Genomic DNA, 21,976 nt, shown 5'->3' with positions numbered 1-21,976 from the left:
CCTATCGACACGCTGTCAGAGCGCGAAAAAGGAAGTTATATTTTGTCAATTTGAATTCGTCGGCGTACAGAGGTACGGTAGAGTTCAAATTGACAAAAAGCAAGCAATGGAGCGGAATCCTCGATGGATTCCGCTCCATTCAACATCTTTTCAAACCGGAGATTCTTCGCTTCGCTCAGAATAACAAATCGTTCTTTGCTTGCGGTAGAACGACTTTTTCGACAGTCTAAGAAACCATCCAACGGATGGTTTCTTTTGCTATTATTCTTCGACTTTTGCTTCCGCAACAACCTTTTCTACGATGTGCGGCGGTGCATCCTCATAACGTTCAAATGCGCGCGTGAACGAGCCTCTGCCCTGAGTCAGCGAACGCAGGTCGGTTGCATATTTTGCAAGCTCGGAAGACGGAACTTCTGCAATGATTTCCTGGTCACCCTCTGCATTGGGCTGCATACCGAGTACTCTGCCGCGACGCTTGTTGATATCACCGATAACATCGCCCATGTATTCATCGGGAACAATGACTTCCACATGGTCAACGGGTTCGAGCAATACAGGATTTGCCTGTGCCAGACCTGTCTTAAATGCTGCAGCTGCTGCAATCTTAAACGCCATTTCAGAAGAGTCTACCGGATGATACGAACCGTCAAGCAAGGTAGCCTTTAAGTTTACAACCGGATAGCCTGCCAGTACACCATGCAGACAGCTTTCTCTCAAGCCCTTTTCAACAGCCGGGAAGTAGTTCTTCGGAACCGAACCGCCGAATACCTGTTCTTCAAAAATCATGGAATCGGATTCAACCGGTTCAAATTCAATCCATACGTGACCGTACTGACCGTGACCGCCCGATTGCTTTTTGTGCTTACCTTCTACCTTAACCTTACGGCGAATGGCTTCACGATATGCAATTTTAGGCTCGGAAAGTTCTACGTCAACCTTATATTTTTCCTTCAGCTTCGCAGTGATGATTTCAATATGTAAATCGCCCATACCCTTTAAAATGGTTTCATGAGTTTCGGAATTGATTTCCATTGCGATGGTCTTGTCTTCTTCACGGAGCTTAGAAAGTCCTGTGCTGATTTTTTCTTCGTCGCCCTTCTGTTTCGGACGGATGCGTTTTGCAAGGTTCGGAATGGGGAATTCAATGCCTTCTAAAGCTACCGGAGACGAACGGCTGCAAAGAGTGTCACCGGTGTTGGTGGTGGCAAGCTTCGGAATTGCACCGATATCACCTGCGGTGATGGCATCGGTTTCTTCCTGCTTCTTACCCTTCATAATATATACCTTACCGATTTTCTCCAGAACACTCTGGGTGCCATTGAATACAGTAGAATCTGCCTTAATGCGACCTCTGTAAACACGAACGAACGAAAGCTTGCCCACAAACGGGTCAGCAATGGTCTTAAATACAACTGCAGCTAAAGGTGCTTCTTCTTCGGGGGTAACGGTCATGATAGAACCGCCGTCCGCGTCGATAACCGGGTTGATTGCTTCCGGAGAGGGCAGATATTCCAAAATTGCATCCAAAACCTTACGGATGCTGGTGGTGGTAAAAGCAGAACCGCAAAGAACGGGTGTAATTTCGTTGTGTTCTACACCGATTCTGAGCGCTGCCTGAATTTCCTCAGTTGTGAATTCTTCCCCTGCAAAGAATTTGTCCATCATTTCTTCGCTGGTTTCTGCAACCGCTTCTAAAATCATCTGGCGGGCAGGTTCAATCTGGTCTAACATGTTTTCCGGAACGGGCACATCTACGATTTTGCCGTCTTCAAACATACGGCCTTCCATTTTAACAACGTTTACATAGCCTTTGAATTTATCGTTTTCCAGAATGGGGAAGTAGAAGGGGGCAATGCTGTTGCCGAAATGCGCTTTCAGGTCTTCTAAAACCTTGTTATAGTTGGCATTGTCCTCGTCCATTTTGCCTACGAAAATAATTTTGGGGATATTTCTCTTTGTTGCGTATTTCCATGCAAATTCAGTACCAACCTGAACACCGGCTTTTGCACCGACTGTAATAATCGCACCGTCTGCAACACGGGTTGCCTGCAAAACTTCACCCGAGAAGTCCAAAAATCCGGGCGTATCCAAAATGTTGATTTTAGTATTTTTCCATTCCAACGGCAGAACCGATGTGCTAATGGAAATTTTTCTTTTGATTTCTTCGCTTTCGTAATCCGAAACAGTGTTGCCGTCGGTTACTTTACCCAAACGGTCGGTCCCGTTGCCAAGAAACAGCATACTTTCGGCAAGAGAAGTCTTTCCGGAACCGCCGTGGCCTAGGATACACACATTTCGCATGTCTTTCATGAGATACGTTTTCATAATTTTTGCAACTCCTTTGTATATATATTTCCCTATCTTAGATAAGTGCAGACCTATATGTCTGTATACTGCATAAATTCTTCTGTTTTTTCGCATTTCCTTTAAATTTTAACAGTATTTTTTTGTGCAATATGCACAAATTTTTTATCTATTTTTATGTAAAAATCATATATAGCTACCTATTGTCAAAAGTGTGTCCCATAAATTTGCGTAGAATGAACAAAAACAGGGTCGAAAGGGCAAAAGCGATATAGCACAATACCAAAAAAGAATCCGAAAAAGAAAAGGAATCGCTTTTTACAGGCAACCCAAAGGTTTCTATCGGGAAGTAACGTAACACCAAAACAGAAAGCAGAAACGAAACAACTCCCATACAAAGCTTGTATAATACATATTTAGAAAGAGAGAGTCCGCAGTCCCGCACCGCGTGTGCCACCTGAAGCATCACACAAAAGCCTGAAAAGGAACAGAAGAACGAAAGCAGGCCTGCTTTTATATGCAGAGGAATGTCCGAAAGCACAATGCGGTTACATCCGCAGGACAGCTCGGTCAGCCCGTATAAAAAAGGCGGATAGGGACACAAGTTTTCCGCAAGTCCCGTCACCAGAAGCATTTGACAAACCACCTGAAAAAACACAATGAATCCGCAAACGGCAATCAGGTTGGAAACACTTTTTTCAATGGCATCCACCAGATTTTTTTTCGGTAAGACAAGCTGTGCCGAATTTGGTGCGTAAGGAGCATGTCCCTTAAACAGCAGACTCACCAAAACCAATGACAAAAGCTGGATGCCATATAATATGTAGCCAAGCTTATACGAGCCGAGCATTCCGCCACCCACAACGCCAATCATAAAAATCGGTCCGCAAAGGGTGCTGAGGGGGAGCAGATGCGAAGCAATGCTTTTGGTGATTGCGTTATTTTTAACTGCATCACCGATTAAAACTGCGCCCACAGGAAAGCCGGAAAGTACCCCTAAAACAAACAGACTGCATGCGTTTTCAGGCAGTCCCGTAAGATGACGGAAGGCACGGCAGAAAAATTGCGGAACATATATTCTGCCCGAAAGATACCCCGCGATTACCGAAAAAGGAAACAGAGAAGGGAGCACCAGATACATCGCCATGTTCAGCCCATCCTTGGCGGCACGGGTGCAGGGGTCCGGAAACAGCAGAAAAACGGCTAAGAACAAAAGTGCAGAAAGGGTTTTTGCAATTTCTTTTGCATGAATGGCTTTCAAGAGCATCTTAAAATTCCTCCTTTGTTTTTTCGATTCAGTGTATGGCATAAAGCAAAAAGTTATGCATTATAATAAAAGTGAAGTGTAAGAGCAAGGAGGAAATTACATTGAAAAAACTGAAAGAAAAGCTGAGTGAGGCGCTGGAAATTCCCAAAGAAATTTCCATGGATTATCCGCGTCTGACTTTGATTGGCAAGGACCAGCTTTATATAGAAAACGGCAAAGCCATTGTCAGCTACACCGACACCTTTGTACAGATGAATACCAGCACCTATTTTCTGAAGATTTCGGGCGAAAATTTAAGAATTAAACAGATGACGGGCGAGCTGATGGAAATTCGGGGCGATTTTATGAAAATAGAACTGGAAAAATAGGAGAAACCAAGTAAAAATGTTTAAAAAAGTATTTTATTTTTTAAAAGGATATGTTATAATAAAAGTTGAGGGAAAATTCCCCGAACGGTTTTTGAATGTGGCAGGCAGAAAGAATCTTCTGATGTGGCAGGTGCGTCCCGTTTCGGGCGGTATTGTTTTTTGCGCACCCGTGTCGGATTTTAAGAAAATGCAGGAAATTTCCGAAAATACCGACTGCACCGTAAAGCTCTTAAAAAAAGTTGGTTTTTGGCATACCGTTAAGATGCATCAAAACCGAAAAGCGCTCGCCATTGGCGTTTTGGTGTTTGTGCTGGTGCTTTTTGGTATGCTGTCTTTGCTGTGGGATATCCGAATTACGGGCATCGACCGCATTCCCGAAAAGCAAATCCGTGCCGAACTAAAACGAAACGGCATTTATCCCTTTGCCTTTGTGTACGGCATAAACAAGACGTCTGCCTGCAAAAACATAGTGGCGAACAATGCAGATATTTCGTGGATTGGCATTGAAATCAAAGGGAGCCGAGCCTTTGTGGAAATTGTAGAAACCGTTCCAAAGCCTGCGATACAGGACAAATCCGTCCCTTGCAATCTGATTGCGGATAAAAGCGGTGTGGTAACTGCTCTTGAAATTGAAAGCGGTGTGACCATGGTTAAAATCGGGGACACCGTAACAGAGGGTCAGCTTTTGGTCAGCGGTATAGCAGACAGCTCTGCACAAGGCGTACGTTTTTTGCACGCAGAGGGCGAGGTGTATGTGAAAAACTGGTACCAAAAGGATGTGGAATTTCCGCTCACCCAAAAAGATATCCGAAAAACGGGCAACCGTAAAAGCCATTTTACAGTAAGGTTTTTCGGCAAGGAAATTCCCGTATGGCTGAATACCGATATTCCATTCCGCTCTGCCGAGCAGACGTTTAAATATTACGGACCGGTTAAAAGGGCGGTGTATGACGAGGTGGTTGCGGTTGAAACGCAATATACGCAGGAAGAAGCTTTAAAACAGGCAGAGGACGACTACAGACAAGAGCTTTTGAAAATCGGAAAGGTAGAAAAAATAGAAAGTACAGTAAGCGAACAAAACAACATTTTACATATTCACTTCACAGCCGAAGTGACAGAAAAAACAGGCGTGAAACGCATGATAGAAAGGGAAACCGATGGAGAGAATTTTACAGGTTAAAAACCAAGAGGAAATGGCAAATGTATTCGGGGTGTTTGACGAAAACATCCGTACCGTAGAACGGGAATACAATGTGCAGATTACCCAAAGGGACGAAATCGTAAAAATCAAGGGCGAGGAAGAACAGACCGAGCTTGCAGCAATGGTCATCGAAAACTTGCTGACCGTTGCGGCAACAGGCGAAAAAATCACCGCTCAGAATGTAAATTATATGATTTCTGCGGTGAACGAGGGCAACAGCCAAAGAGCGGTAGAGCTTTCAAGCTCTGCAATCTGTGTGACCGCCAAGGGCAAAACCATTAAAGCCAAAACGGTGGGGCAGGCACAGTATATCGAAGCCATTATTGCAAACAGCATTGTGTTTGGCATCGGGCCTGCAGGTACGGGTAAAACCTATCTTGCGGTGGCGGCGGCTGTCAATTCCCTGCGCAACAAAGAGGTTAACCGCATCATCTTAACCCGTCCTGCCATTGAAGCAGGCGAAAAGCTTGGCTTTTTACCGGGCGACCTGCAAAATAAAGTCGACCCGTATTTGCGACCCCTTTACGATGCGCTTCATGATATGTTAGGTGCAGAGCTTTGCCAGAGCTATCTGGAAAAAGGGATCATTGAGGTGGCACCCCTTGCCTATATGCGCGGCAGAACCTTAGATGATAGCTACATCATCTTAGACGAAGCACAAAACACCACCACCGAGCAGATGAAAATGTTCTTAACCCGAATCGGCTTTTCTTCCAAGGCGGTGGTAACAGGTGACGTGACGCAGATTGACCTGCCTTACGACAAAACCTCCGGCTTAAAAGAGGTGCAGAAAATCTTAAAGGATATTGACGGCATCGCCTTTTGCCGGCTCACCGAAAAAGACGTGGTGCGTCATCCGCTGGTACAAAAGATTATCACGGCGTACGAGGAATATAACCGCCGTCAGATAAAGGAGAAAAACAAGAAATGGTAATCTATGCAAATGAACAGGAACGGTTTGAAACCGAAAAGCTGTCGGATATGATAGAAAAATGTGTGCAGGAAAGCTTAAATGTCCACGGCATCACCGACGAAGCGGAAATTTCGGTGCTGTTTACCGATAACGCAGGCATTCAGGAAATTAACGCAAGTATGCGGAATATTGATAAAGAAACCGACGTTTTGTCCTTTCCCCAGTATGAATTTGAAACGCCGGGCGTTTTGGTAAAGGACGAGGGGTATCCGTATCTGTTGCTTGGCGATATTGTGTTAAGTTTAGAAAAAGCGGACGAGCAGGCAAAGGAATTCGGACATTCGTACGAGCGGGAAGTGGGATATTTAACGGTGCATTCCATGCTCCACCTTTTAGGCTACGACCACATGACCGACACCGATAAACCCATCATGCGCGCAAAGGAAGAGGAAATTTTAGAAAAAATAGGCTTAACACGAGATTAACGTGAAGCGACATTGTAGGGCAGGGGCTTGCTCCTGCCGATAAAAGTTTTACGGAAGACAAAGAGAGGTAAGAAAATGAAATCAGGATTTGTATCCATTATCGGACGTCCCAATGCGGGCAAGTCCACATTATTAAACGCCCTAAACGGCGAAAAACTGGCGGTGGTATCGGACAAGCCCCAGACCACCCGTAACACCATCACAGGCATTTTGACCGACAAGGACAAGCAGATTGTATTCTTAGATACCCCCGGTATCCACACCCCAAAAACAAAGCTTGGTGAATTTATGGTAAAGGAAGCCAAGGAAGCCATCTCCGCAGTGGATATGGTGCTGTTTGTCATTGAGCCGGGGCATGATTATGACAACGAAAATATCATTGCAACCTTAAAAGATACCGATGTGCCTGTACTGCTCATCATCAACAAAATTGACATGTACGAAAAGGAAAATTTGCTGGAAATCATTGCAAAATACAGCACTTTGATGTCTTTTGATGAAATCATTCCCATCTCTGCAAAAAAAGGGGACGGTGTAATGCTTGTTATGGAAGCCATTGAAAAGCGTCTGGAGGAAGGACCCATGTATTTCCCCGACGACATGATTACAGACCAACCCGAAAAGCAGATTGCGGCAGAAATTATCCGCGAAAAAGCGCTGTGGTGCCTGGATAAAGAGGTGCCCCACGGTATTGCGGTGGAAATCTCGTCTTTCAAAGAAAATAAAAAGGGAATTTTGGAAATCGGTGCCACCATTTATTGCGAAAAGAGCAGTCACAAGGGCATCATCATCGGCAAAGGCGGAGCGATGCTTAAAAAAATCGGAAGTCTGTCGCGCGGTGACATGGAACGGTTTTTCGGCACAAAGGTTTTCTTAGAGCTTTGGGTGAAGGTCAAAGAGGGCTGGAGAGATTCGGATTTCCTGCTTCGCAACTTCGGCTACGATAAATCCGATAACTGATTTTGCATTATAATATGGGCAAACCGTTTATAAAAAAATAGGATGAAGGAGAAATTGAAATGAAAAAAGTAAAAGATAAGCAAATTTTGGTAGGTGCAGATTTTGCAGGATTTCCGCTTAAAGAAGCGGTATGCGAACATTTAAGAGAAAAAGGGTGGACAATCACCGATGTTGGTGTGAAAGTGGATTCCGATCCCGATGACACAGATTTGATGTTTCACAGAGTAGGTCTTCGCGCAGGGGCTATGATTTCTGAAGGCGAGTTTGAGCGCGCACTTCTTTTCTGCGGTACAGGTATGGGTATACACATTGCGGCAAGCAAATGTCCACATGTGCATGCAGGTGTTGTGGAAAGTGTTCCTGCGGCACTCCGCGCGATTACCGGTAACGGCGTGAATGTACTTGCTATGGGCGCGTTCTATGTTGCGCCTGCGATGGCATGTGATATTGTGGATGCGTATCTTAACGCAGAACTTGGAACAGGCTACGAGTGGTGGAAGAATTTCTATGAGTTCCACAAACTTGCAATAGACGAGCTTGAGGCGTTCAACTATGAAGAATACAAAGCAAACGGCTTTAAAGTAAATAAACTTGGCGACTTTCCTTTAAAGCTTGAGAAAAAGCCCGAATGATTGATTCGTACATAGACCGCGACTTGATATGAGGATATAAAGATTGTCGAAATTTGGCGAAAGCGAGGATGTATAGATGATAACAATATTTAACAGAAAAGAACTTATAATAACTTATGATATGGCAATTCAATCAAAAGTCAGAGATATTCTTTCATCCAATAACATTGATTATATTATCAAGGTGCGTAACGTACATCCTTACGCGTTAAATTTGCGTTCGTATGAATATAAAATATATGTTCATAAAAACGATTATGAACAAGCGTGTTATTTAACAAAAGATGTATTCAGATGATTTATGTCTCTAACTTGATACGAACTTAGTAAGATTGTCGAAATTTGTTAAATTTTACAATAATTTTTTTCGTAAATTAAACTAAGAAAAAAGTATTTTTGCACAAAGGAGAAAGATAAATGCCAGAAGAATTAGGAAAAGAACTTTTAGTTGAATCTGCTAAAGCAGTTGCAGTCGAAGGATATAACGATACATTGAAACCCACACTTGAATCTATCGGAAATATTATTGCACTTCCTTTTCAAGCCATTGATGCGGCGCTTGCAAAACCGAAGTTGTGGGTTGCAGAAAAACAATATAATTTTGAAAAAACAAGAGAATTATTAGCGTACAAAATGAAAGATGTTTCCGAGAAAAAAATTGTTCCTCCTGAAAGTTATGTTGCAGTTCCTGCGTTACAACAGATTTCGTATTGTTTCGACAGTGATGAGTTGAGAGAAATGTATGCAAATCTTCTTGCTTCTTCTATGAATATTGATACGAAATATGATGTTCATCCTTCGTTTGTTGACATTATTAAACAGCTAACACCTGATGAAGCAAAGTTGTTAAAAAAACTTTCATCCCAAAATGATTATCCTTTGATAGATGTTGTTTTGAGAAAAAAAGATGGGGGATACGTAACTTTAGTTCATAATTTCACTAATATTGCTGAAAATGTGTGTGATTGTCCGAGTGAGATATTTGCATACTTAGATAATTTTGAAAGATTGAAATTGATTGCAATTCCAAACGGAGTATATCTTAACACAGAAGCGTTATATAAACCGTTAAAAGAACATGTGTCCATTAAAGGATTATTAAATAGAACTGTTAATGAAGGAGAAAAAATTGAAATTGAAAAAGGTAAATTTGAGTTGACAGCGTTCGGGAAAAACTTTATTAAAGTGTGTTTATAAATCGAAAGATTAATTTTTAAATTCTAATCGATATGAGCATTCGCAAAAAGCCTGGCATCTAAATTATACAGTCTTTATAGTAAGATTGTCGAAAAAAGTCGCCTGCCTGCGTGGGAGATAAACCATTTTTTACATCACATATCTTTAAGTCCGTCACACAAACTAAGTGTGGGGTGATTGAAAAATGTTTGACACATGGCCATACTTTCACGAAACGGGCGATATTGAGGCATATTTGCTGTATCGGGAGCTAAACCGCATCTTAGACAGCGAATACGCCGAGGAAATTGCATTGGAGAAGAAGGAAGAACATGAACGAGAAATTACGGGGACTTATCCTGAGGGAGACCAACCTTGGGGAAGCGGATAAAATTTTAACCGTCCTTACCGAAAAGGACGGTAAAATTTCTGTGCTCGCAAAAAATATCCGCCGCGTAAAAGGCAGATTCGGCGCAGGCGCTACCTTTCTTTGCTACTCGGATTTGGAGGTCAGCCCTTCCAATAACGAGCTGTATTTTTTAAAGCGCGCAACCCCCATCGAAAATTTCTTTGCCTTAAGCGAGGATATTGAAAAGCTAACTTTAGCTACCTATTTCGGGCAGTTGGCATCCTATGCGGTGCCCGAATGCTTTTCAAGCGACTCGGAAACCCTTTCGCTTCTCTTAAATACCTTTTATATGCTTTGCAATACCGATAAGGATTTGCATTTTGTAAAAAGTGTATTTGAAATGCGTTTGATGGCAGAAGAAGGGTACGCACCGCTCATTTCAGGCTGTGCCGCCTGCGGAAATACGGAATTTCCGCTTTTGTTTAACATAAAGGAGGGATATCTGACCTGCCCCGATTGCGGCAAAGAGGGGATTGAGCTGAATGCTTCCCTTTTCAAAGCCTTGCAGTACATATTGCATGCGGATATCAAAAAGCTTTATAATTTTTCGGTGGGCGAGGAGAGCTTAAAGGTGCTTTCAACCCTTACAGAGCAGTACTGTATCTACCGTTTAGGGCGCGAATTGCCTGCGCTTGACTATTTAAAATCTGTAATTTTGTAAAAAATACATCATTTTTAAAAATTTTTCTTTACAAATGCAAAATTATAGAGTATAATAGATATGATAATGAAGTATTAAGGAGGAAACTTAAAAATGAGCAAAAAGTATGTATATCTTTTTAGCGAAGGCGACGCTACAATGCGTAACACATTGGGCGGTAAAGGTGCGAACCTCGCAGAAATGACCAAAATGGGTCTGCCGGTTCCCCAGGGCTTTACCGTTTCTACCGAAGCCTGCACAAAGTATTATGAAGACGGCAAAAAGATTAACGAAGAAATCCAGAAAGAAATTATGGAAAACATCGTTAAGATGGAAGAAATCTGCGGAAAGAAATTCGGCGATAAGGAAAATCCCCTTCTCGTATCCGTTCGTTCCGGTGCAAGAGCTTCCATGCCCGGTATGATGGACACCATCTTAAACTTGGGTCTGAATGAAGACGTTGTTGAAGCAGTATCCGCTAAATCCGGTAACCCCAGATGGGCTTGGGACTGCTACAGAAGATTCATCCAGATGTATTCCGACGTAGTTATGGAAGTAGGTAAGAAATACTTCGAAGAACTCATCGACAAAATGAAAGAAGAAAAGGGTGTTAAGCAGGACGTTGAACTGACTGCTGAAGACTTAAAAGTTCTTGCCGGCCAGTTCAAGGCTGAATACAAGAGCAAAATCGGTAAAGACTTCCCGACTGATCCTAAGGAACAGTTGATGGGTGCTGTTGAAGCTGTATTCCGTTCTTGGGACAACCCCAGAGCAAACGTTTACAGAAGAGACAACGATATCCCGTACTCTTGGGGTACCGCTGTTAACGTACAGATGATGGCATTCGGTAACATGGGCGACAACTGCGGTACCGGTGTTGCATTTACCCGTGACCCCGCTACCGGCGAACCCGGCTTGATGGGTGAATTCCTTGTAAACGCACAGGGTGAAGACGTTGTTGCAGGTGTTCGTACTCCCATGCCGATCAATGAAATGGCTGAAAAATTCCCCGAAGCATTTGCTGACTTTGAAAAAGTTTGCGCTATTTTGGAAGACCACTACAGAGACATGCAGGATATGGAATTCACCGTTGAAAACGGTAAACTCTATATGCTCCAGACCAGAAATGGTAAGAGAACTGCAAAAGCTGCTCTTAAGATTGCTTGCGACCTCGTTGACGAAGGCATGATCGATAAGAAGCAGGCTGTTGCTATGATTGACCCCAGAAACTTAGATACACTTCTCCATCCCCAGTTCGATGCTAAAGCATTGAAGGCTGCAACACCTGCAGGCCGTGGTTTGGGTGCATCTCCCGGTGCTGCTTGCGGTAAGGTAGTATTTACTGCTGAAGACGCCGAAAGCTGGAATGCAAGAGGTGAAAAGGTTGTTCTGGTTCGTCTGGAAACCTCTCCTGAAGATATTACAGGTATGAAGGCTTCTCAGGGTATCCTGACCGTTCGTGGCGGTATGACCTCTCACGCAGCCGTTGTTGCTCGTGGTATGGGTACTTGCTGTGTATCCGGTTGCGGCGATATCGTAATGGACGAAGAAAACAAGAAGTTTACACTTGCAGGTAAGACCTATGTGGAAGGTGACTACATCTCCATCGACGGTTCTACCGGTAACATCTATGATGGTATTATCCCCACCGTTGATGCTGAAATCGCTGGTGAATTCGGCAGAATCATGGAATGGGCTGATGAATTCAGAACCTTGAAAGTACGTACCAATGCTGATACTCCGGCTGACGCTAAGAAGGCTCGTGAACTCGGCGCTGAAGGTATCGGTCTTTGCCGTACCGAACATATGTTCTTCGAAGCTGAAAGAATCGCAGCATTCCGTGAAATGATTTGCTCCGATACTGTTGAAGAAAGAGAAGCAGCACTTGAAAAGATTCTTCCTTATCAGCAGGGCGACTTTGAAGCTCTCTATGAAGCACTCGAAGGTAACCCCGTTACCATCCGTTTCTTAGATCCTCCGCTGCATGAATTCGTTCCCACAGAAGAAGCTGATATTGAAGCTTTGGCTAAAGCACAGGGCAAATCTGTTGCTGACATCAAAGCTATCATCGCTTCTCTCCATGAATTCAACCCCATGATGGGTCACCGTGGTTGCCGTCTGGCAGTTACTTATCCTGAAATCGCAAAGATGCAGACCAAAGCGGTTATCCGTGCTGCTATCAATGTGAAGAAGGCGCATCCCGATTGGAATATCGTTCCTGAAATCATGATTCCCTTGGTTGGCGAAATTAAGGAACTTAAGTATGTTAAGAACGACGTTGTAGCAACTGCTGATGCTGAAATCGCAGCTGCAGGCATCGACCTGAAGTACGAAGTAGGTACCATGATTGAAATCCCGAGAGCAGCTCTTACTGCTGACGTGATTGCAACTGAAGCTGAATTCTTCTGCTTCGGTACCAACGACTTGACCCAGATGACCTACGGTTTCTCCCGTGACGACGCTGGTAAGTTCTTGGATGCTTACTATGATGCAAAGATTTTCGAAAACGATCCCTTTGCTAAGCTTGACCAGACCGGTGTTGGTAAGCTGATGGAAATGGCTGTAGAACTCGGTAAAAAGGTTCGTCCCGAAATGCACTGCGGTATCTGCGGTGAACATGGCGGTGACCCTGTATCCGTAGAATTCTGCCATAAGATTGGCTTGGATTATGTATCCTGCTCGCCGTTCCGTGTGCCGATCGCTCGTTTGGCTGCTGCTCAGGCTAAGATTAAGGAAGATAAATAATTCTAACTTAAACAGTAAAAAGACCTTGCGTTTTGCAAGGTCTTTTTTTGTGACGTTCTTTTTGATTTTACTATTGTAATTGCTTGAAATTTGTGGTATACTAAAGATGCGATAACAACTTAATATAATCCTGAAAAAGAGATATGCTATTGTTAAAAAGCGTACCTCTGTTTGGTCATAAATCTCTTTTTTAGGGTTTCATGAGTTGTTATCGCAAAACATCACCGGAGCTCTGCGCTTTTTAGTACGCAGCTTCGGTTGCGTACTTTTTTATTTAAGGAGGAAAAAGAGATGTCGGAGATTTTTTATAATGAGGAAGATTTTCGCATAGACATCACAAACCGCATGATAAGGACATACATCACCGATGCGGTGTGGAAATATATGCAGAATAAGGATTTTGACCGCATTCGGAACGAAGCCTACGAGAACTTTTTCAAAACAGTAGAAAAAATCGTACAAAGCGAAGAATTAGACAATGACAAAAAGGTGGAAAAGCTATTGCGCCTCATAGACAAATACGAAATTAAGCTGTATTAAAAAAAGACCGCATCGCGGTCTTTTTTTCTTGCTTTTTTGGGCAGAATGTGGTAAACTGCTTAATAAAGAGGGGATATGCATGGAAGAAACATTACGAAAAATCGGTTTTGATAAGACGGAGATCAACTTCTTTTTAAACAGTTACAATGGATTGGACGAGGCAGACCGTGCCCTTTTTACAAAGCTTGGCGAAGAATTTTCGTTTTGCCAAAACAGAGCAGAAAGCATTACCTTGCAGGAAAAATTAAAACCGATGGCGACCAAATACGATATGGATTCGCGTAGCTTAGACATGCTGTTTTTGCTGTCCAACTTGGAAAAATTGCGTGAAGCCTACTTAAAAAAGGGCATAAGCGAAGAGATTTTTTATGATACGGCAAAAGATTTTAAGTATAAGCTTGATGAATGCAAAGAGAAAGTCGGTGTTCTGGGGGTTATACCCTTTTGGTGGTACGCCATCTTTTTCAGAGCGGAAATTGTGGCACTGGGCAGATTTCAGTACCACACAAAACCGTTTTTTGAGGGGCTTACTTATGAATGGGGTGACTTTAAGATTAATTCCGATGATGAAGTGGTAAATTTTCACATTCCGTCCTCGGGACCTATGCCGAGAGAAGCGCGGATAGATTCCTACAAAAAAGCCTTTGCATATTTTGGCAGGAAAAAGGGAGAATATCTGCCGATTATTTGCGAAAGTTGGCTGATTTTTCCGGGTTACAGAGAGGTTTTTCCAAAAGGTTCCAATCTTGCCGATTTTATGGAGGATTTTGATATCATAGACCAAAGCTTTGGCAAGGCAGGGGAGTTTTTAAATGCCCGTGCGGTGTTCGGAAAGCCTTACGACGGTGACACAAGCAAGCTTTCTGCAAACACAACCCTGCAAAAGAATTTTATCAAATTTTTAAACGATGGAAAGATAGCAGGCTGGGGAAAAGGCGTCATTTTATTTGACGGTGAAAAGATTGTAAACAATAAACGGGACAATTAAAAAAAGACCGCGGCGCGGTCTTTTTTTAATTGTCGGACGGTCTGTTGGAAACCTCGGTAGGATGCATGCCGAAATGCTGTTTAAAGGCGTGAGAAAAGCTGGTGGAATCCTCGTAGCCTACCTGCATAGCCACCTGCGAAATGCTGTGGCTTCCTGCCCGGATCAATTGATAAGCGGTATTTAAGCGGTAGGTTCGGATGTACTTATAAGGCGGAACACCCATAATCTGCTTGAATTTGCGTATAAAAACATGCTTTTGGTAATTGGTAAGTGCCGAAAGCTCTTCTATTGTCAGCTCCTTTTGATAGTTTTTGTGAATATAGCTCAAAACGTCGGCAATAAACGGCGAAGAAACCGTTTCAATGGGCGAAATCAGCTTGTCAATCAGCTTCAGCAGATTGACACAATAATTCTCAATCAGCGGAACGTATTCGTGATGGTCGTTCACATTTTTCTTTGGATATTGCTCTGCAAACAAGAGTAAAATGTCGAGTGCTTTTTGAATCAGAGGTGTCTCGGAGGGGTCAATCACTAAAGCCTCTGTCATGCGTGTGGGCGGATAGACAAAGAAGTCCAAGGCGGTATGCTCATAAAACGAGCCTTCTTCCATTTCTGCCCGGAGCGAAAGATTCTGCGGAAAGAAATACAGCTTGCCCGGTTCCAGCTTATAAGGCTTTTCATCGCAGTAAATGGTGGGCGAACCTTTGTGTACATAATGCAGTCTGCCCGGAACAAAACGGAATTTTAAGTCATTTGCAGGTAACGATGCCAACCACCAGTCGGTGGATGTTTTTCGCTTTTTTTCGCAGTATCGTAGTACTATGGAATTGAACATTTTCTACCTCCGTGTGGGATTTAAACAGACTTCATGGCATCTTTAGGATAGATGCCAAAATGCTGTTTGAAAGCATGGGAAAAGCTTGTGCTGTTGTTATAGCCAATCTGCTCTGCCACTTCTGCAATGGTAAAATTACCCGTCCGCAACAGATAATACGCGTTGCTTAAGCGGTAATCCTTAATATATTTGTAAGGCGAAACGCCCATAATCTGCTTAAATTTTCGCATAAAAGCATGCTTTTGGTAATTGGTGCGCGCAGAAAGCTCTTCTACCGTCAGCTCCTTCTGATAGTTTTCGTGGATATAGCTCAGCGCATCTGCAATGGCTTTAGAAGAAACCGTTTCGATGGGGGATATATGCTCGTCAATCAGCTTCAGCAAATTAACACAATAGCTTTCAATCAGAGGCGTGTGCGTGTGTTGCTCAGTATAATCCGTCATAGGATATTTCTCTGCTAATTGCATAACCACATCAGTGGCGCTCTTTAAAAGCGGTGAAACGGAAAGGTCAATTACCAAAGCCTCAGACATACGCGTGGGTGGATACATAAAAAAGGTCAGCACGGTGTGGTCGTAAATATCTCCCGCCTCCATCGATGCGCGTAAGGAAAGATTTTGCGGAAAGAAATACAGTTTACCGGGTTCTAATTTGTATGCTTTGTCACCACAATACACAGTGGGTGCGCCACTGTGCACATAATGCAGACGGCTGGGCAAAAAGCGAAATTTCGGATGCTGTGCCGGCAATGAAGCCAGCCACCAGTCGGATGCACTTTTGTCTCTTCCGTAGAATCTGAGTGCTATGGAATTGAACATGTTTTCACCTCCCGTAAATTACAGAAAAACTGTTTTGGAAACTTCGTTGGGATAAATGCCGAATTGTTGCTTAAAGGCGTGTGAAAAGCCGGACGTGTCGCTGTAGCCGACCCGCTCTGCCACCTGTGCAATGCTGAACTTTCCAGTCTGAATCAGATAAAAAGCAGTGCTCATGCGATAGTCCTTGATATATTTGTAAGGGGGTACCCCCATAATCTGCTTGAATTTACGGATAAAGAAATGCTTCTGGTAATTGGTGCGCGCAGAAAGCTCTTCTAAGCGCAGTTCTTTGTAGTAGTTTTCGTGAATATAGTTTAAAATGTCTGTGATAAACGGATCGGAAATCGTTTCAATGGGATACACCTCATGAATCAGCTTTAAAAGATTCATGCCGTAGCTTTCAATCAGCGGGCTGTATTCGTTTCGGGTCCCGTATCGCGCCATGGGATGCAGCGCAATCAGCTTAGCACAGATTTCTGTAGCAGGTTGGAGCAGGGGAGAGGCGGAAAGCGATATTTCTAACGGCTTTGACATGTGGACCGGCGGAAAGGTCAGAAAATCAAGCGCAGTATGGTCATATTCTGTTCCGTCCGCAACCTCACCGCGAAAGGACAGATTCTGCGGGAAAAGATACAGCTTACCCGGCTCTAACGTGTAGGGCTTTTCGTCACAGTAAATGGTGGGACTGCCACTGTGTACATAGTGCAGGCGGTTTTGCCCGATATGAAAAATCGGACGAAAGCTGGGCTTTGCAACACACCACCAGGTCTTGTCAACAATTCGCCTGTCGCAAAATTTAACCTCTATGGAATTAAACACATTTCTCACCTCCACACCTTTATTTTACAATGTTTTTTGTGTGTTGTCAATAAAAAAATAAAGTCGGCGTAAGCCGACTTTTGTTGTTTAAAATTGCTCATTCATTTTTAAAACTACGAAGCAGATTCATAAAATCCTCTTTGACATCTGACGGCTCTAAGATTTGTATCTGTCCACCGAAAATTACAATCCAGCTGAAAAAGGTGGGGCTGACTACCACATCTACCTTTAAGGTGAAACGGTTCTCGTCGTAGGGAACTACAAAAATATTTTCACCGAATCGATCAATCACCGCGTTCATCATGCTGTTTTCACAAAGCAGAGTCAGCTTCTTCTTTTCACCGGTGTACATGTTAAACTGCCGTTTGGAATATTCACCCAAATCGAAATCCGCACCTGCCGTCTCGGCCATGGGGAACACTGCATCCTCTAAAATACGGATATGCTCCATACGGTCCACACGGAAGTTTGAAATCTTGTTACGCGCCCCGTAATAGCAGACCAGATAATAATGCTCTTCAGATATCATCAGTGCATAAGGATGTACGGTGTATTCCTTGTCTTTTCTTAGTACCTTCTGCTTGTCGGTGGTGTAGGTGGTGTAGTGGAAAGCAATCTGCCTTTTTTGGTTGATGGCATCATGCAGGGTGTCAATGTTATAGTAAATCTGTTCGTTTACGCTTTTAACGCGGTTTGCGATATACACCTGCCGTTGCAGGTCCTGCGCCTGATGGCGGCTTAAAAGGCTTTCGAGCTTACCAATCAGCTGACTGCTCTTTTTAGAGGTCATAAAGCGGTTGGACTGAATGCAATCCACCAGAAGCTTAAGTTCTGCAGGCTCAAAGGTGCGCGAAGCGATATAATGTCCGCGTGCCCGGTCGGAAAGAATGTCCGCACCAAAGGTGCGCAAACGTTCTAAGTCTGCGTACACAGACTTCCGCTCTGCAGAAATGCCCAAAGCGTCAAGATGTGCAATGATTTCGTTTGTGGTTATCGGATGCTGTTCATCCGAGCATTCCTCTAAGAATTTTAAAATATATAATATTTTCAAGCCCTGCATAGAGGATTTCGGCATTATTTTGACTCCATTCTCAGCTCTTCACTATCTAAAATTACAGTAAAGGGACCGTCGTTTAACAGTTCAATTTTCATATCTGCACCAAACCAGCCTGCGGCAACTTTGTCAAAATATTCGGGTGCATGGTCTACCATGTAGCAAAACAGACCCTTTGCCATGTCAGGCGGTGCCGCCTTGGTAAAACCGGGACGGTTGCTTTTGCAGTCTGCATACAGCGTAAACTGCGGAATTAAGAGAATACCGCCGTCTACTGCTTCTAAGTTTAAATTGATTCTTTCGTTCTCGTCCTCGAAAATGCGAAGCTTTTTGATTTTTTCCAGCATTTTAAGTGCAATTTCGGTGGTGTCGGTTTCTTTAATGCCAATCAGCGCCGCATAGCCCTTTTCGATTTTGCCGGTACAGGTGCCGTCTACCGTACAGCTTGCATACTGTACTCTCTGAATTACGATACGCATAAGTTGTATTCATCCTTTCTTAGAAAAATAAGCGGCGAAACCGCCGCTTATGTAGTTTATCCTTAAATGTCGGTGTGAATTGCATTACCGGTTTTCGCAGATTCGAAAGCGGCTTCCATAACCTTGATAACACGCAATGCCTGCTCGGGAGTGATGGTCAGTTCTGCTTCGCCGTCCAGCTTTGCAACGTAGGGGTTATACACAGAGGTCAAATCATCCGGAATGCCCCAAACGGGTGCAGCCACGGGAATGATTTCCACAGTAGACGGGTCTCTGGGTGCCATGGTCTTGGAAGGACCTGCCTTGGTGCTTACAATGTCCACACCCCAGGAATTCTGCTTGTCGGTGGGACGAACGATTTTACCGAACGCATCCCAGTCGTCAATCTGTAAGGTTCCCTTTGTACCCAAAACATACCATCTGGGATGACGGATGTAGTTGTTGGTGGAAACCTCTACATGTGCGGTCAAACCGCTTTCAAAGGTCATAGTCAGACGGAAGTTGTCATCAACCTCGGGGTAGTTAATGCTGTACATTTTGCAGAATACATTCACAACCTTATCGGTGTACATATACATCAGCTGGTCAATCAAGTGTACACCCCAGTCCAGCATCATGCCGCCGCCTTTTTCTGCTTCGCATCTCCAGCCTGCAGGCAAACCTCTCGAGCCTTCTACGCGGGATTCAATTACATAAACATCGCCCAAAAGTCCGTCTTCTACAGCCTTTTTCATCGCTAAGAAATCCTTGTTTACACGTCTGTTCTGGTCAACCGAGAACACCATGCCGGTTTCCTTTGCCACAACCATGATGTCCTCTAAGTCCTTGCTGGTCATGGTAACGGGTTTTTCGCAAAGTACATTTTTGCCTGCCTTAAGGGCATCAATACAAAGCTCTTTGTGGCAGTCGTTGGTGGTTGCAACCAATACAATGTCAATTTCCGCGTCGTTTAAAAGCTCCTCTTTGGATTTATATGCATAATAGCCGTTGTCCTCTGCAGCCTTTGCACGGGCGGGGTCGATATCGTACACGCCCTTAACGTCAATGCGCTCATAGTTGCAGAGCACTTTATCAATGTGGATACCTGCCATGCCGCCGTATCCGAAGCTCGCTAATTTGTAAACTTTTTTCATTTTAATCACCACATTTTGTCAATATTTGAATACAAGGTCATTGTACCATGCTTTGGTATAAAAGTCAATATAAAAATGCCTTAAAAAGTATTAAATTTTTGCGAAAATCTGCACTTGCATATTTATCTGTACCGTAAAAAGATAAAAAAGAAACAACGCTTGTTTGGCGTTGTTTCTTCGGTTTGATTTAGTAGGGCATCATCTGCTGCTGTTTTTCAGGATCATGTTCAGCCTTGTACATTTCAATCATCATAGCATCCGCTAAATCCTGATCGATTTTTGTTTCGTATTTACCTTCCAGAGATTTCATGAATGCATCGTTTGCCACAGAATATTCGTCAGCTTTAACAATGGACATTGCATAAAGCACATCGCCCTGGGCATCTTTAAAGATTTCTTCGTTTTCGTTGATGTCAAGCTTTAAGATGACATGGTAGCCGTAGTTGGTTTTAACAGGCTCGGAGATTTCGCCGACTTCTAAGTTGACAGTAGCTTCGGTGAATTCATCTACCATAGTAAGACCGGTGTTGGAAAGGCTGGTCTTAATTGATTCGTCCATGCCGGTGGTGTTGATAAATACATAGCCGTTGGGGCTTGATTCAGAGCCTGCTTTGTCATCCGAAAGTTCGGAAATCAAAGCGTCAATGCTTTCGCCTGCATTCAGGCGTTCCACAACTTCGTTTGCTTTAGCCAGTGCTTCTGCTTCCGTCAAAGCGCCTTCGGGCAATTCACCGTTTTCATCCGGGGTGCCGGTTGCAATCAATACATGCTTTGCACGCAGGAAATTATCATCATAGAAGGGTTTTACTTCCTTGGTGGTAAAGCCTTCCACAAGACCAAGCTCGGGAATACGATTCATTACGTTTCCGTAAATTGCATTTTCTTCATTCATGAGCTTGAACTGGTCAAGTGTCAGACCAAACTGTTCAAGCTGTGCTTCAAACTGTTCGCCGTATTCCGAAACAGTCATTTCAAAATATTCTTCCATGTCCGCTTTCTGTTCTTCGGTCATGGTAATGTTGTTTTCCTTTGCCAACTGAAGCATACGCTTTTGTTCAGCCAGAAGATTGATGGCATCCTCTACACCGTAGCCCATCTTGCAGTAGTAACGCACTTCGTATGCATAAATGTTCTGGTCATCAACTGTTGCAATGACATCGGTATCTTTTACGGAAGTGGGGGCATCTTTAAAAGTATTCCACACGATTAAACCGAGCACAACCACCAGACCGATAAGTAGTGCTGCAGAGAAAATGGGGCTTGTGAATAAACGCTTAAAGAAAGAAGGCTTCTTTTCTTCCACAATTTCTGCTGTGTCTTCTTCATTTTCTGCATCTTCTGCAGTTTCTTCGGATTCATCTGCAACGACATCTTCCGCTGCATCCTCTGTAACCGCATCGGTTACCTCTTCAACAGCTTCTTCTGTTTCTTCCGCAACAATTTCTTCTGTTACTTCTTCAACAGCTTCTTCTGTCAAAACTTCATTGTTTTCTTCAATCGGGTTTTCAGCCGGATTGTTTACTTTGTCAGACATGTTTCATAACTCCTTTTTCTTTATTTCTTTTCTATTATAGTATATTTTTTTGCTCACGTCAAGATGATAAATGTGAAAGTTTTGTCAAATTTCAAGAAGTTCGGCAATTTTTACGGCACTTTCCTCTAAATCCAGCCCGTCGGTGCAAACGGTAAGGTCTGCATATTTTTCATAAAGGGCTTTGCGTTCGTTGTAAAGCTCGGGAATTGTCTTGGCATTTAGTGCCACAACACCGCGCTTAGACATACTTTTTACCCGCTTTTCGATTTCGGCAAGCGATACTTTAATATACACAACCTTGCCAAGTTTTTTCAGGTGAAGTATGCTTTCTTCCCTATACACAACACTGCCGCCCGTGGCGATTACCGTATTTTTGAAGTTGGTCTGCAGTATGGTCTCTTTTTCCAGCTCCAAAAAGCCTTCCGTACCGCTTTTTGCAATAATTTCCGCAAGCTTTTGCCCTGCGGATTGCTGAATTAAAATATCGGTGTCTGCAAAATTCAAGTTTAAAATTTTGGACAAAATAACGCCAACCGTGCTTTTGCCTGCACCCGGCATGCCAATGAGTGTAATATTCATGAAAAATCTCCTTTTTTGGTTGGAATTGCGCTTTTTAGGATATACTATGCATTATATCGTAAAAAAAATTCAATGTCAATCAAAAAAAGCTTGAAAA

22 protein-coding genes are annotated in these 21,976 nt (G+C 43.4%); 12 read left to right on the top strand and 10 right to left on the bottom strand.

The features are described 5' to 3' along the window. Nucleotides 1–261 precede the first annotated feature (261 nt). Together fusA and IJE10_08725 are read right to left on the bottom strand one after the other, a co-directional pair. Nucleotides 262–2,325 (bottom strand): elongation factor G, encoded by a 2,064-nt coding sequence (gene fusA, locus IJE10_08730; GenBank protein MBQ2968186.1) that lies wholly within the window; start codon nucleotides 2,323–2,325, stop codon nucleotides 262–264. A 175-nt stretch (nucleotides 2,326–2,500) separates the two neighbouring features. After that, nucleotides 2,501–3,571, bottom strand: a complete 1,071-nt coding sequence (locus IJE10_08725) for a hypothetical protein (GenBank protein MBQ2968185.1) — start codon at nucleotides 3,569–3,571, stop codon at nucleotides 2,501–2,503. Nucleotides 3,572–3,672: 101 nt separating this feature from the next. Between IJE10_08725 and IJE10_08720 the strand changes: the two genes are divergently transcribed. The 12 genes from IJE10_08720 to IJE10_08665 all read left to right on the top strand — a co-directional run bounded on the left by IJE10_08720 (nucleotide 3,673) and on the right by IJE10_08665 (nucleotide 14,628). Further along, nucleotides 3,673–3,939, top strand: coding sequence for a sporulation protein YqfC (locus IJE10_08720; GenBank protein ID MBQ2968184.1), 267 nt, complete (start codon nucleotides 3,673–3,675; stop codon nucleotides 3,937–3,939). Nucleotides 3,940–3,955: 16 nt separating this feature from the next. Continuing rightward, entirely contained in the window at nucleotides 3,956–5,119 is a 1,164-nt protein-coding gene (locus IJE10_08715) for a sporulation protein YqfD (protein MBQ2968183.1), read from the top strand. Next, nucleotides 5,097–6,074: a PhoH family protein gene (locus tag IJE10_08710; GenBank protein MBQ2968182.1), complete on the top strand. Its 978-nt coding sequence runs from the start codon at nucleotides 5,097–5,099 to the stop codon at nucleotides 6,072–6,074. Before IJE10_08715 ends, IJE10_08710 begins: the two co-directional genes overlap by 23 nt. Continuing rightward, complete coding sequence (gene ybeY, locus IJE10_08705) at nucleotides 6,068–6,538, top strand: rRNA maturation RNase YbeY (GenBank protein MBQ2968181.1); 471 nt, start codon at nucleotides 6,068–6,070, stop codon at nucleotides 6,536–6,538. The genes IJE10_08710 and ybeY overlap by 7 nt, the downstream gene beginning before the upstream one ends. Nucleotides 6,539–6,613: 75 nt before the next feature. Then, on the top strand, nucleotides 6,614–7,498 hold the full coding sequence (era, locus tag IJE10_08700) for a GTPase Era (protein ID MBQ2968180.1): 885 nt from the start codon (nucleotides 6,614–6,616) through the stop codon (nucleotides 7,496–7,498). A gap of 59 nt (nucleotides 7,499–7,557) precedes the next feature. Continuing rightward, the gene (locus IJE10_08695) at nucleotides 7,558–8,130 is read left to right on the top strand and encodes an RpiB/LacA/LacB family sugar-phosphate isomerase (GenBank protein ID MBQ2968179.1); all 573 of its coding nucleotides are present in this window, start codon (nucleotides 7,558–7,560) and stop codon (nucleotides 8,128–8,130) included. Nucleotides 8,131–8,547: 417 nt separating this feature from the next. Then, nucleotides 8,548–9,327, top strand: a complete 780-nt coding sequence (locus IJE10_08690) for a DUF4393 domain-containing protein (protein MBQ2968178.1) — start codon at nucleotides 8,548–8,550, stop codon at nucleotides 9,325–9,327. A 184-nt stretch (nucleotides 9,328–9,511) separates the two neighbouring features. After that, complete coding sequence (locus tag IJE10_08685) at nucleotides 9,512–9,697, top strand: YqzL family protein (GenBank protein ID MBQ2968177.1); 186 nt, start codon at nucleotides 9,512–9,514, stop codon at nucleotides 9,695–9,697. Beyond that, the gene (gene recO / locus IJE10_08680; GenBank protein ID MBQ2968176.1) at nucleotides 9,639–10,376 is read left to right on the top strand and encodes a DNA repair protein RecO; all 738 of its coding nucleotides are present in this window, start codon (nucleotides 9,639–9,641) and stop codon (nucleotides 10,374–10,376) included. Before IJE10_08685 ends, recO begins: the two co-directional genes overlap by 59 nt. 93 nt (nucleotides 10,377–10,469) lie before the next feature. Next, on the top strand, nucleotides 10,470–13,100 hold the full coding sequence (locus IJE10_08675; GenBank protein ID MBQ2968175.1) for a pyruvate, phosphate dikinase: 2,631 nt from the start codon (nucleotides 10,470–10,472) through the stop codon (nucleotides 13,098–13,100). Nucleotides 13,101–13,391: 291 nt separating this feature from the next. After that, complete coding sequence (locus IJE10_08670; protein ID MBQ2968174.1) at nucleotides 13,392–13,640, top strand: hypothetical protein; 249 nt, start codon at nucleotides 13,392–13,394, stop codon at nucleotides 13,638–13,640. Nucleotides 13,641–13,719: 79 nt separating this feature from the next. Then, complete coding sequence (locus tag IJE10_08665; GenBank protein MBQ2968173.1) at nucleotides 13,720–14,628, top strand: DUF5596 domain-containing protein; 909 nt, start codon at nucleotides 13,720–13,722, stop codon at nucleotides 14,626–14,628. Nucleotides 14,629–14,653: 25 nt separating this feature from the next. Here the strand turns inward: IJE10_08665 and IJE10_08660 are convergent, their stop codons facing one another. From IJE10_08660 to IJE10_08625, 8 genes are all read right to left on the bottom strand, one after another. Beyond that, on the bottom strand, nucleotides 14,654–15,463 hold the full coding sequence (locus IJE10_08660) for a helix-turn-helix transcriptional regulator (protein MBQ2968172.1): 810 nt from the start codon (nucleotides 15,461–15,463) through the stop codon (nucleotides 14,654–14,656). 20 nt (nucleotides 15,464–15,483) lie between these two features. Next, nucleotides 15,484–16,281, bottom strand: coding sequence for a helix-turn-helix transcriptional regulator (locus tag IJE10_08655; GenBank protein MBQ2968171.1), 798 nt, complete (start codon nucleotides 16,279–16,281; stop codon nucleotides 15,484–15,486). 18 nt (nucleotides 16,282–16,299) lie between these two features. Then, nucleotides 16,300–17,100 carry a helix-turn-helix transcriptional regulator gene (locus IJE10_08650; protein ID MBQ2968170.1) on the bottom strand — a complete coding sequence of 267 codons (801 nt, stop codon included), beginning with the start codon at nucleotides 17,098–17,100 and terminating at the stop codon, nucleotides 16,300–16,302. A 97-nt stretch (nucleotides 17,101–17,197) separates the two neighbouring features. After that, nucleotides 17,198–18,175 carry a WYL domain-containing transcriptional regulator gene (locus IJE10_08645; protein ID MBQ2968169.1) on the bottom strand — a complete coding sequence of 326 codons (978 nt, stop codon included), beginning with the start codon at nucleotides 18,173–18,175 and terminating at the stop codon, nucleotides 17,198–17,200. Continuing rightward, complete coding sequence (gene dtd, locus IJE10_08640) at nucleotides 18,175–18,633, bottom strand: D-tyrosyl-tRNA(Tyr) deacylase (protein ID MBQ2968168.1); 459 nt, start codon at nucleotides 18,631–18,633, stop codon at nucleotides 18,175–18,177. The genes IJE10_08645 and dtd overlap by 1 nt, the downstream gene beginning before the upstream one ends. Nucleotides 18,634–18,695: 62 nt before the next feature. Beyond that, nucleotides 18,696–19,766, bottom strand: coding sequence for a Gfo/Idh/MocA family oxidoreductase (locus IJE10_08635; GenBank protein ID MBQ2968167.1), 1,071 nt, complete (start codon nucleotides 19,764–19,766; stop codon nucleotides 18,696–18,698). Between the two features lie 187 nt (nucleotides 19,767–19,953). Further along, nucleotides 19,954–21,300: a peptidylprolyl isomerase gene (locus IJE10_08630; GenBank protein MBQ2968166.1), complete on the bottom strand. Its 1,347-nt coding sequence runs from the start codon at nucleotides 21,298–21,300 to the stop codon at nucleotides 19,954–19,956. Between the two features lie 84 nt (nucleotides 21,301–21,384). Continuing rightward, nucleotides 21,385–21,879: a shikimate kinase gene (locus tag IJE10_08625; GenBank protein ID MBQ2968165.1), complete on the bottom strand. Its 495-nt coding sequence runs from the start codon at nucleotides 21,877–21,879 to the stop codon at nucleotides 21,385–21,387. Nucleotides 21,880–21,976 lie beyond the last annotated feature (97 nt).

Source organism: Clostridia bacterium (genome assembly GCA_017410375.1).
Lineage (GTDB): Bacteria > Bacillota > Clostridia > RGIG6154 > RGIG6154 > RGIG6154.
The sequence above is the reverse complement of the archived record's forward strand: the minus strand, read 5'-3'. Positions and strand labels throughout refer to the sequence as shown.

Excerpts from the sequence above, each read along its gene's own strand:
- fusA (MBQ2968186.1), bottom strand. The coding sequence starts at position 2,325 with ATGAAAACGTATCTCATGAAAGACATGCGAAATGTGTGTATCCTAGGC.
- IJE10_08725 (MBQ2968185.1), bottom strand. The coding sequence starts at position 3,571 with ATGCTCTTGAAAGCCATTCATGCAAAAGAAATTGCAAAAACCCTTTCT.
- IJE10_08715 (MBQ2968183.1), top strand. The coding sequence starts at position 3,956 with ATGTTTAAAAAAGTATTTTATTTTTTAAAAGGATATGTTATAATAAAA.
- IJE10_08710 (MBQ2968182.1), top strand. The coding sequence starts at position 5,097 with ATGGAGAGAATTTTACAGGTTAAAAACCAAGAGGAAATGGCAAATGTA.
- ybeY (MBQ2968181.1), top strand. The coding sequence starts at position 6,068 with ATGGTAATCTATGCAAATGAACAGGAACGGTTTGAAACCGAAAAGCTG.
- era (MBQ2968180.1), top strand. The coding sequence starts at position 6,614 with ATGAAATCAGGATTTGTATCCATTATCGGACGTCCCAATGCGGGCAAG.
- IJE10_08695 (MBQ2968179.1), top strand. The coding sequence starts at position 7,558 with ATGAAAAAAGTAAAAGATAAGCAAATTTTGGTAGGTGCAGATTTTGCA.
- IJE10_08690 (MBQ2968178.1), top strand. The coding sequence starts at position 8,548 with ATGCCAGAAGAATTAGGAAAAGAACTTTTAGTTGAATCTGCTAAAGCA.
- IJE10_08685 (MBQ2968177.1), top strand. The coding sequence starts at position 9,512 with ATGTTTGACACATGGCCATACTTTCACGAAACGGGCGATATTGAGGCA.
- recO (MBQ2968176.1), top strand. The coding sequence starts at position 9,639 with ATGAACGAGAAATTACGGGGACTTATCCTGAGGGAGACCAACCTTGGG.
- IJE10_08675 (MBQ2968175.1), top strand. The coding sequence starts at position 10,470 with ATGAGCAAAAAGTATGTATATCTTTTTAGCGAAGGCGACGCTACAATG.
- IJE10_08670 (MBQ2968174.1), top strand. The coding sequence starts at position 13,392 with ATGTCGGAGATTTTTTATAATGAGGAAGATTTTCGCATAGACATCACA.
- IJE10_08665 (MBQ2968173.1), top strand. The coding sequence starts at position 13,720 with ATGGAAGAAACATTACGAAAAATCGGTTTTGATAAGACGGAGATCAAC.
- IJE10_08660 (MBQ2968172.1), bottom strand. The coding sequence starts at position 15,463 with ATGTTCAATTCCATAGTACTACGATACTGCGAAAAAAAGCGAAAAACA.
- IJE10_08655 (MBQ2968171.1), bottom strand. The coding sequence starts at position 16,281 with ATGTTCAATTCCATAGCACTCAGATTCTACGGAAGAGACAAAAGTGCA.
- IJE10_08645 (MBQ2968169.1), bottom strand. The coding sequence starts at position 18,175 with ATGCCGAAATCCTCTATGCAGGGCTTGAAAATATTATATATTTTAAAA.
- dtd (MBQ2968168.1), bottom strand. The coding sequence starts at position 18,633 with ATGCGTATCGTAATTCAGAGAGTACAGTATGCAAGCTGTACGGTAGAC.
- IJE10_08635 (MBQ2968167.1), bottom strand. The coding sequence starts at position 19,766 with ATGAAAAAAGTTTACAAATTAGCGAGCTTCGGATACGGCGGCATGGCA.
- IJE10_08630 (MBQ2968166.1), bottom strand. The coding sequence starts at position 21,300 with ATGTCTGACAAAGTAAACAATCCGGCTGAAAACCCGATTGAAGAAAAC.
- IJE10_08625 (MBQ2968165.1), bottom strand. The coding sequence starts at position 21,879 with ATGAATATTACACTCATTGGCATGCCGGGTGCAGGCAAAAGCACGGTT.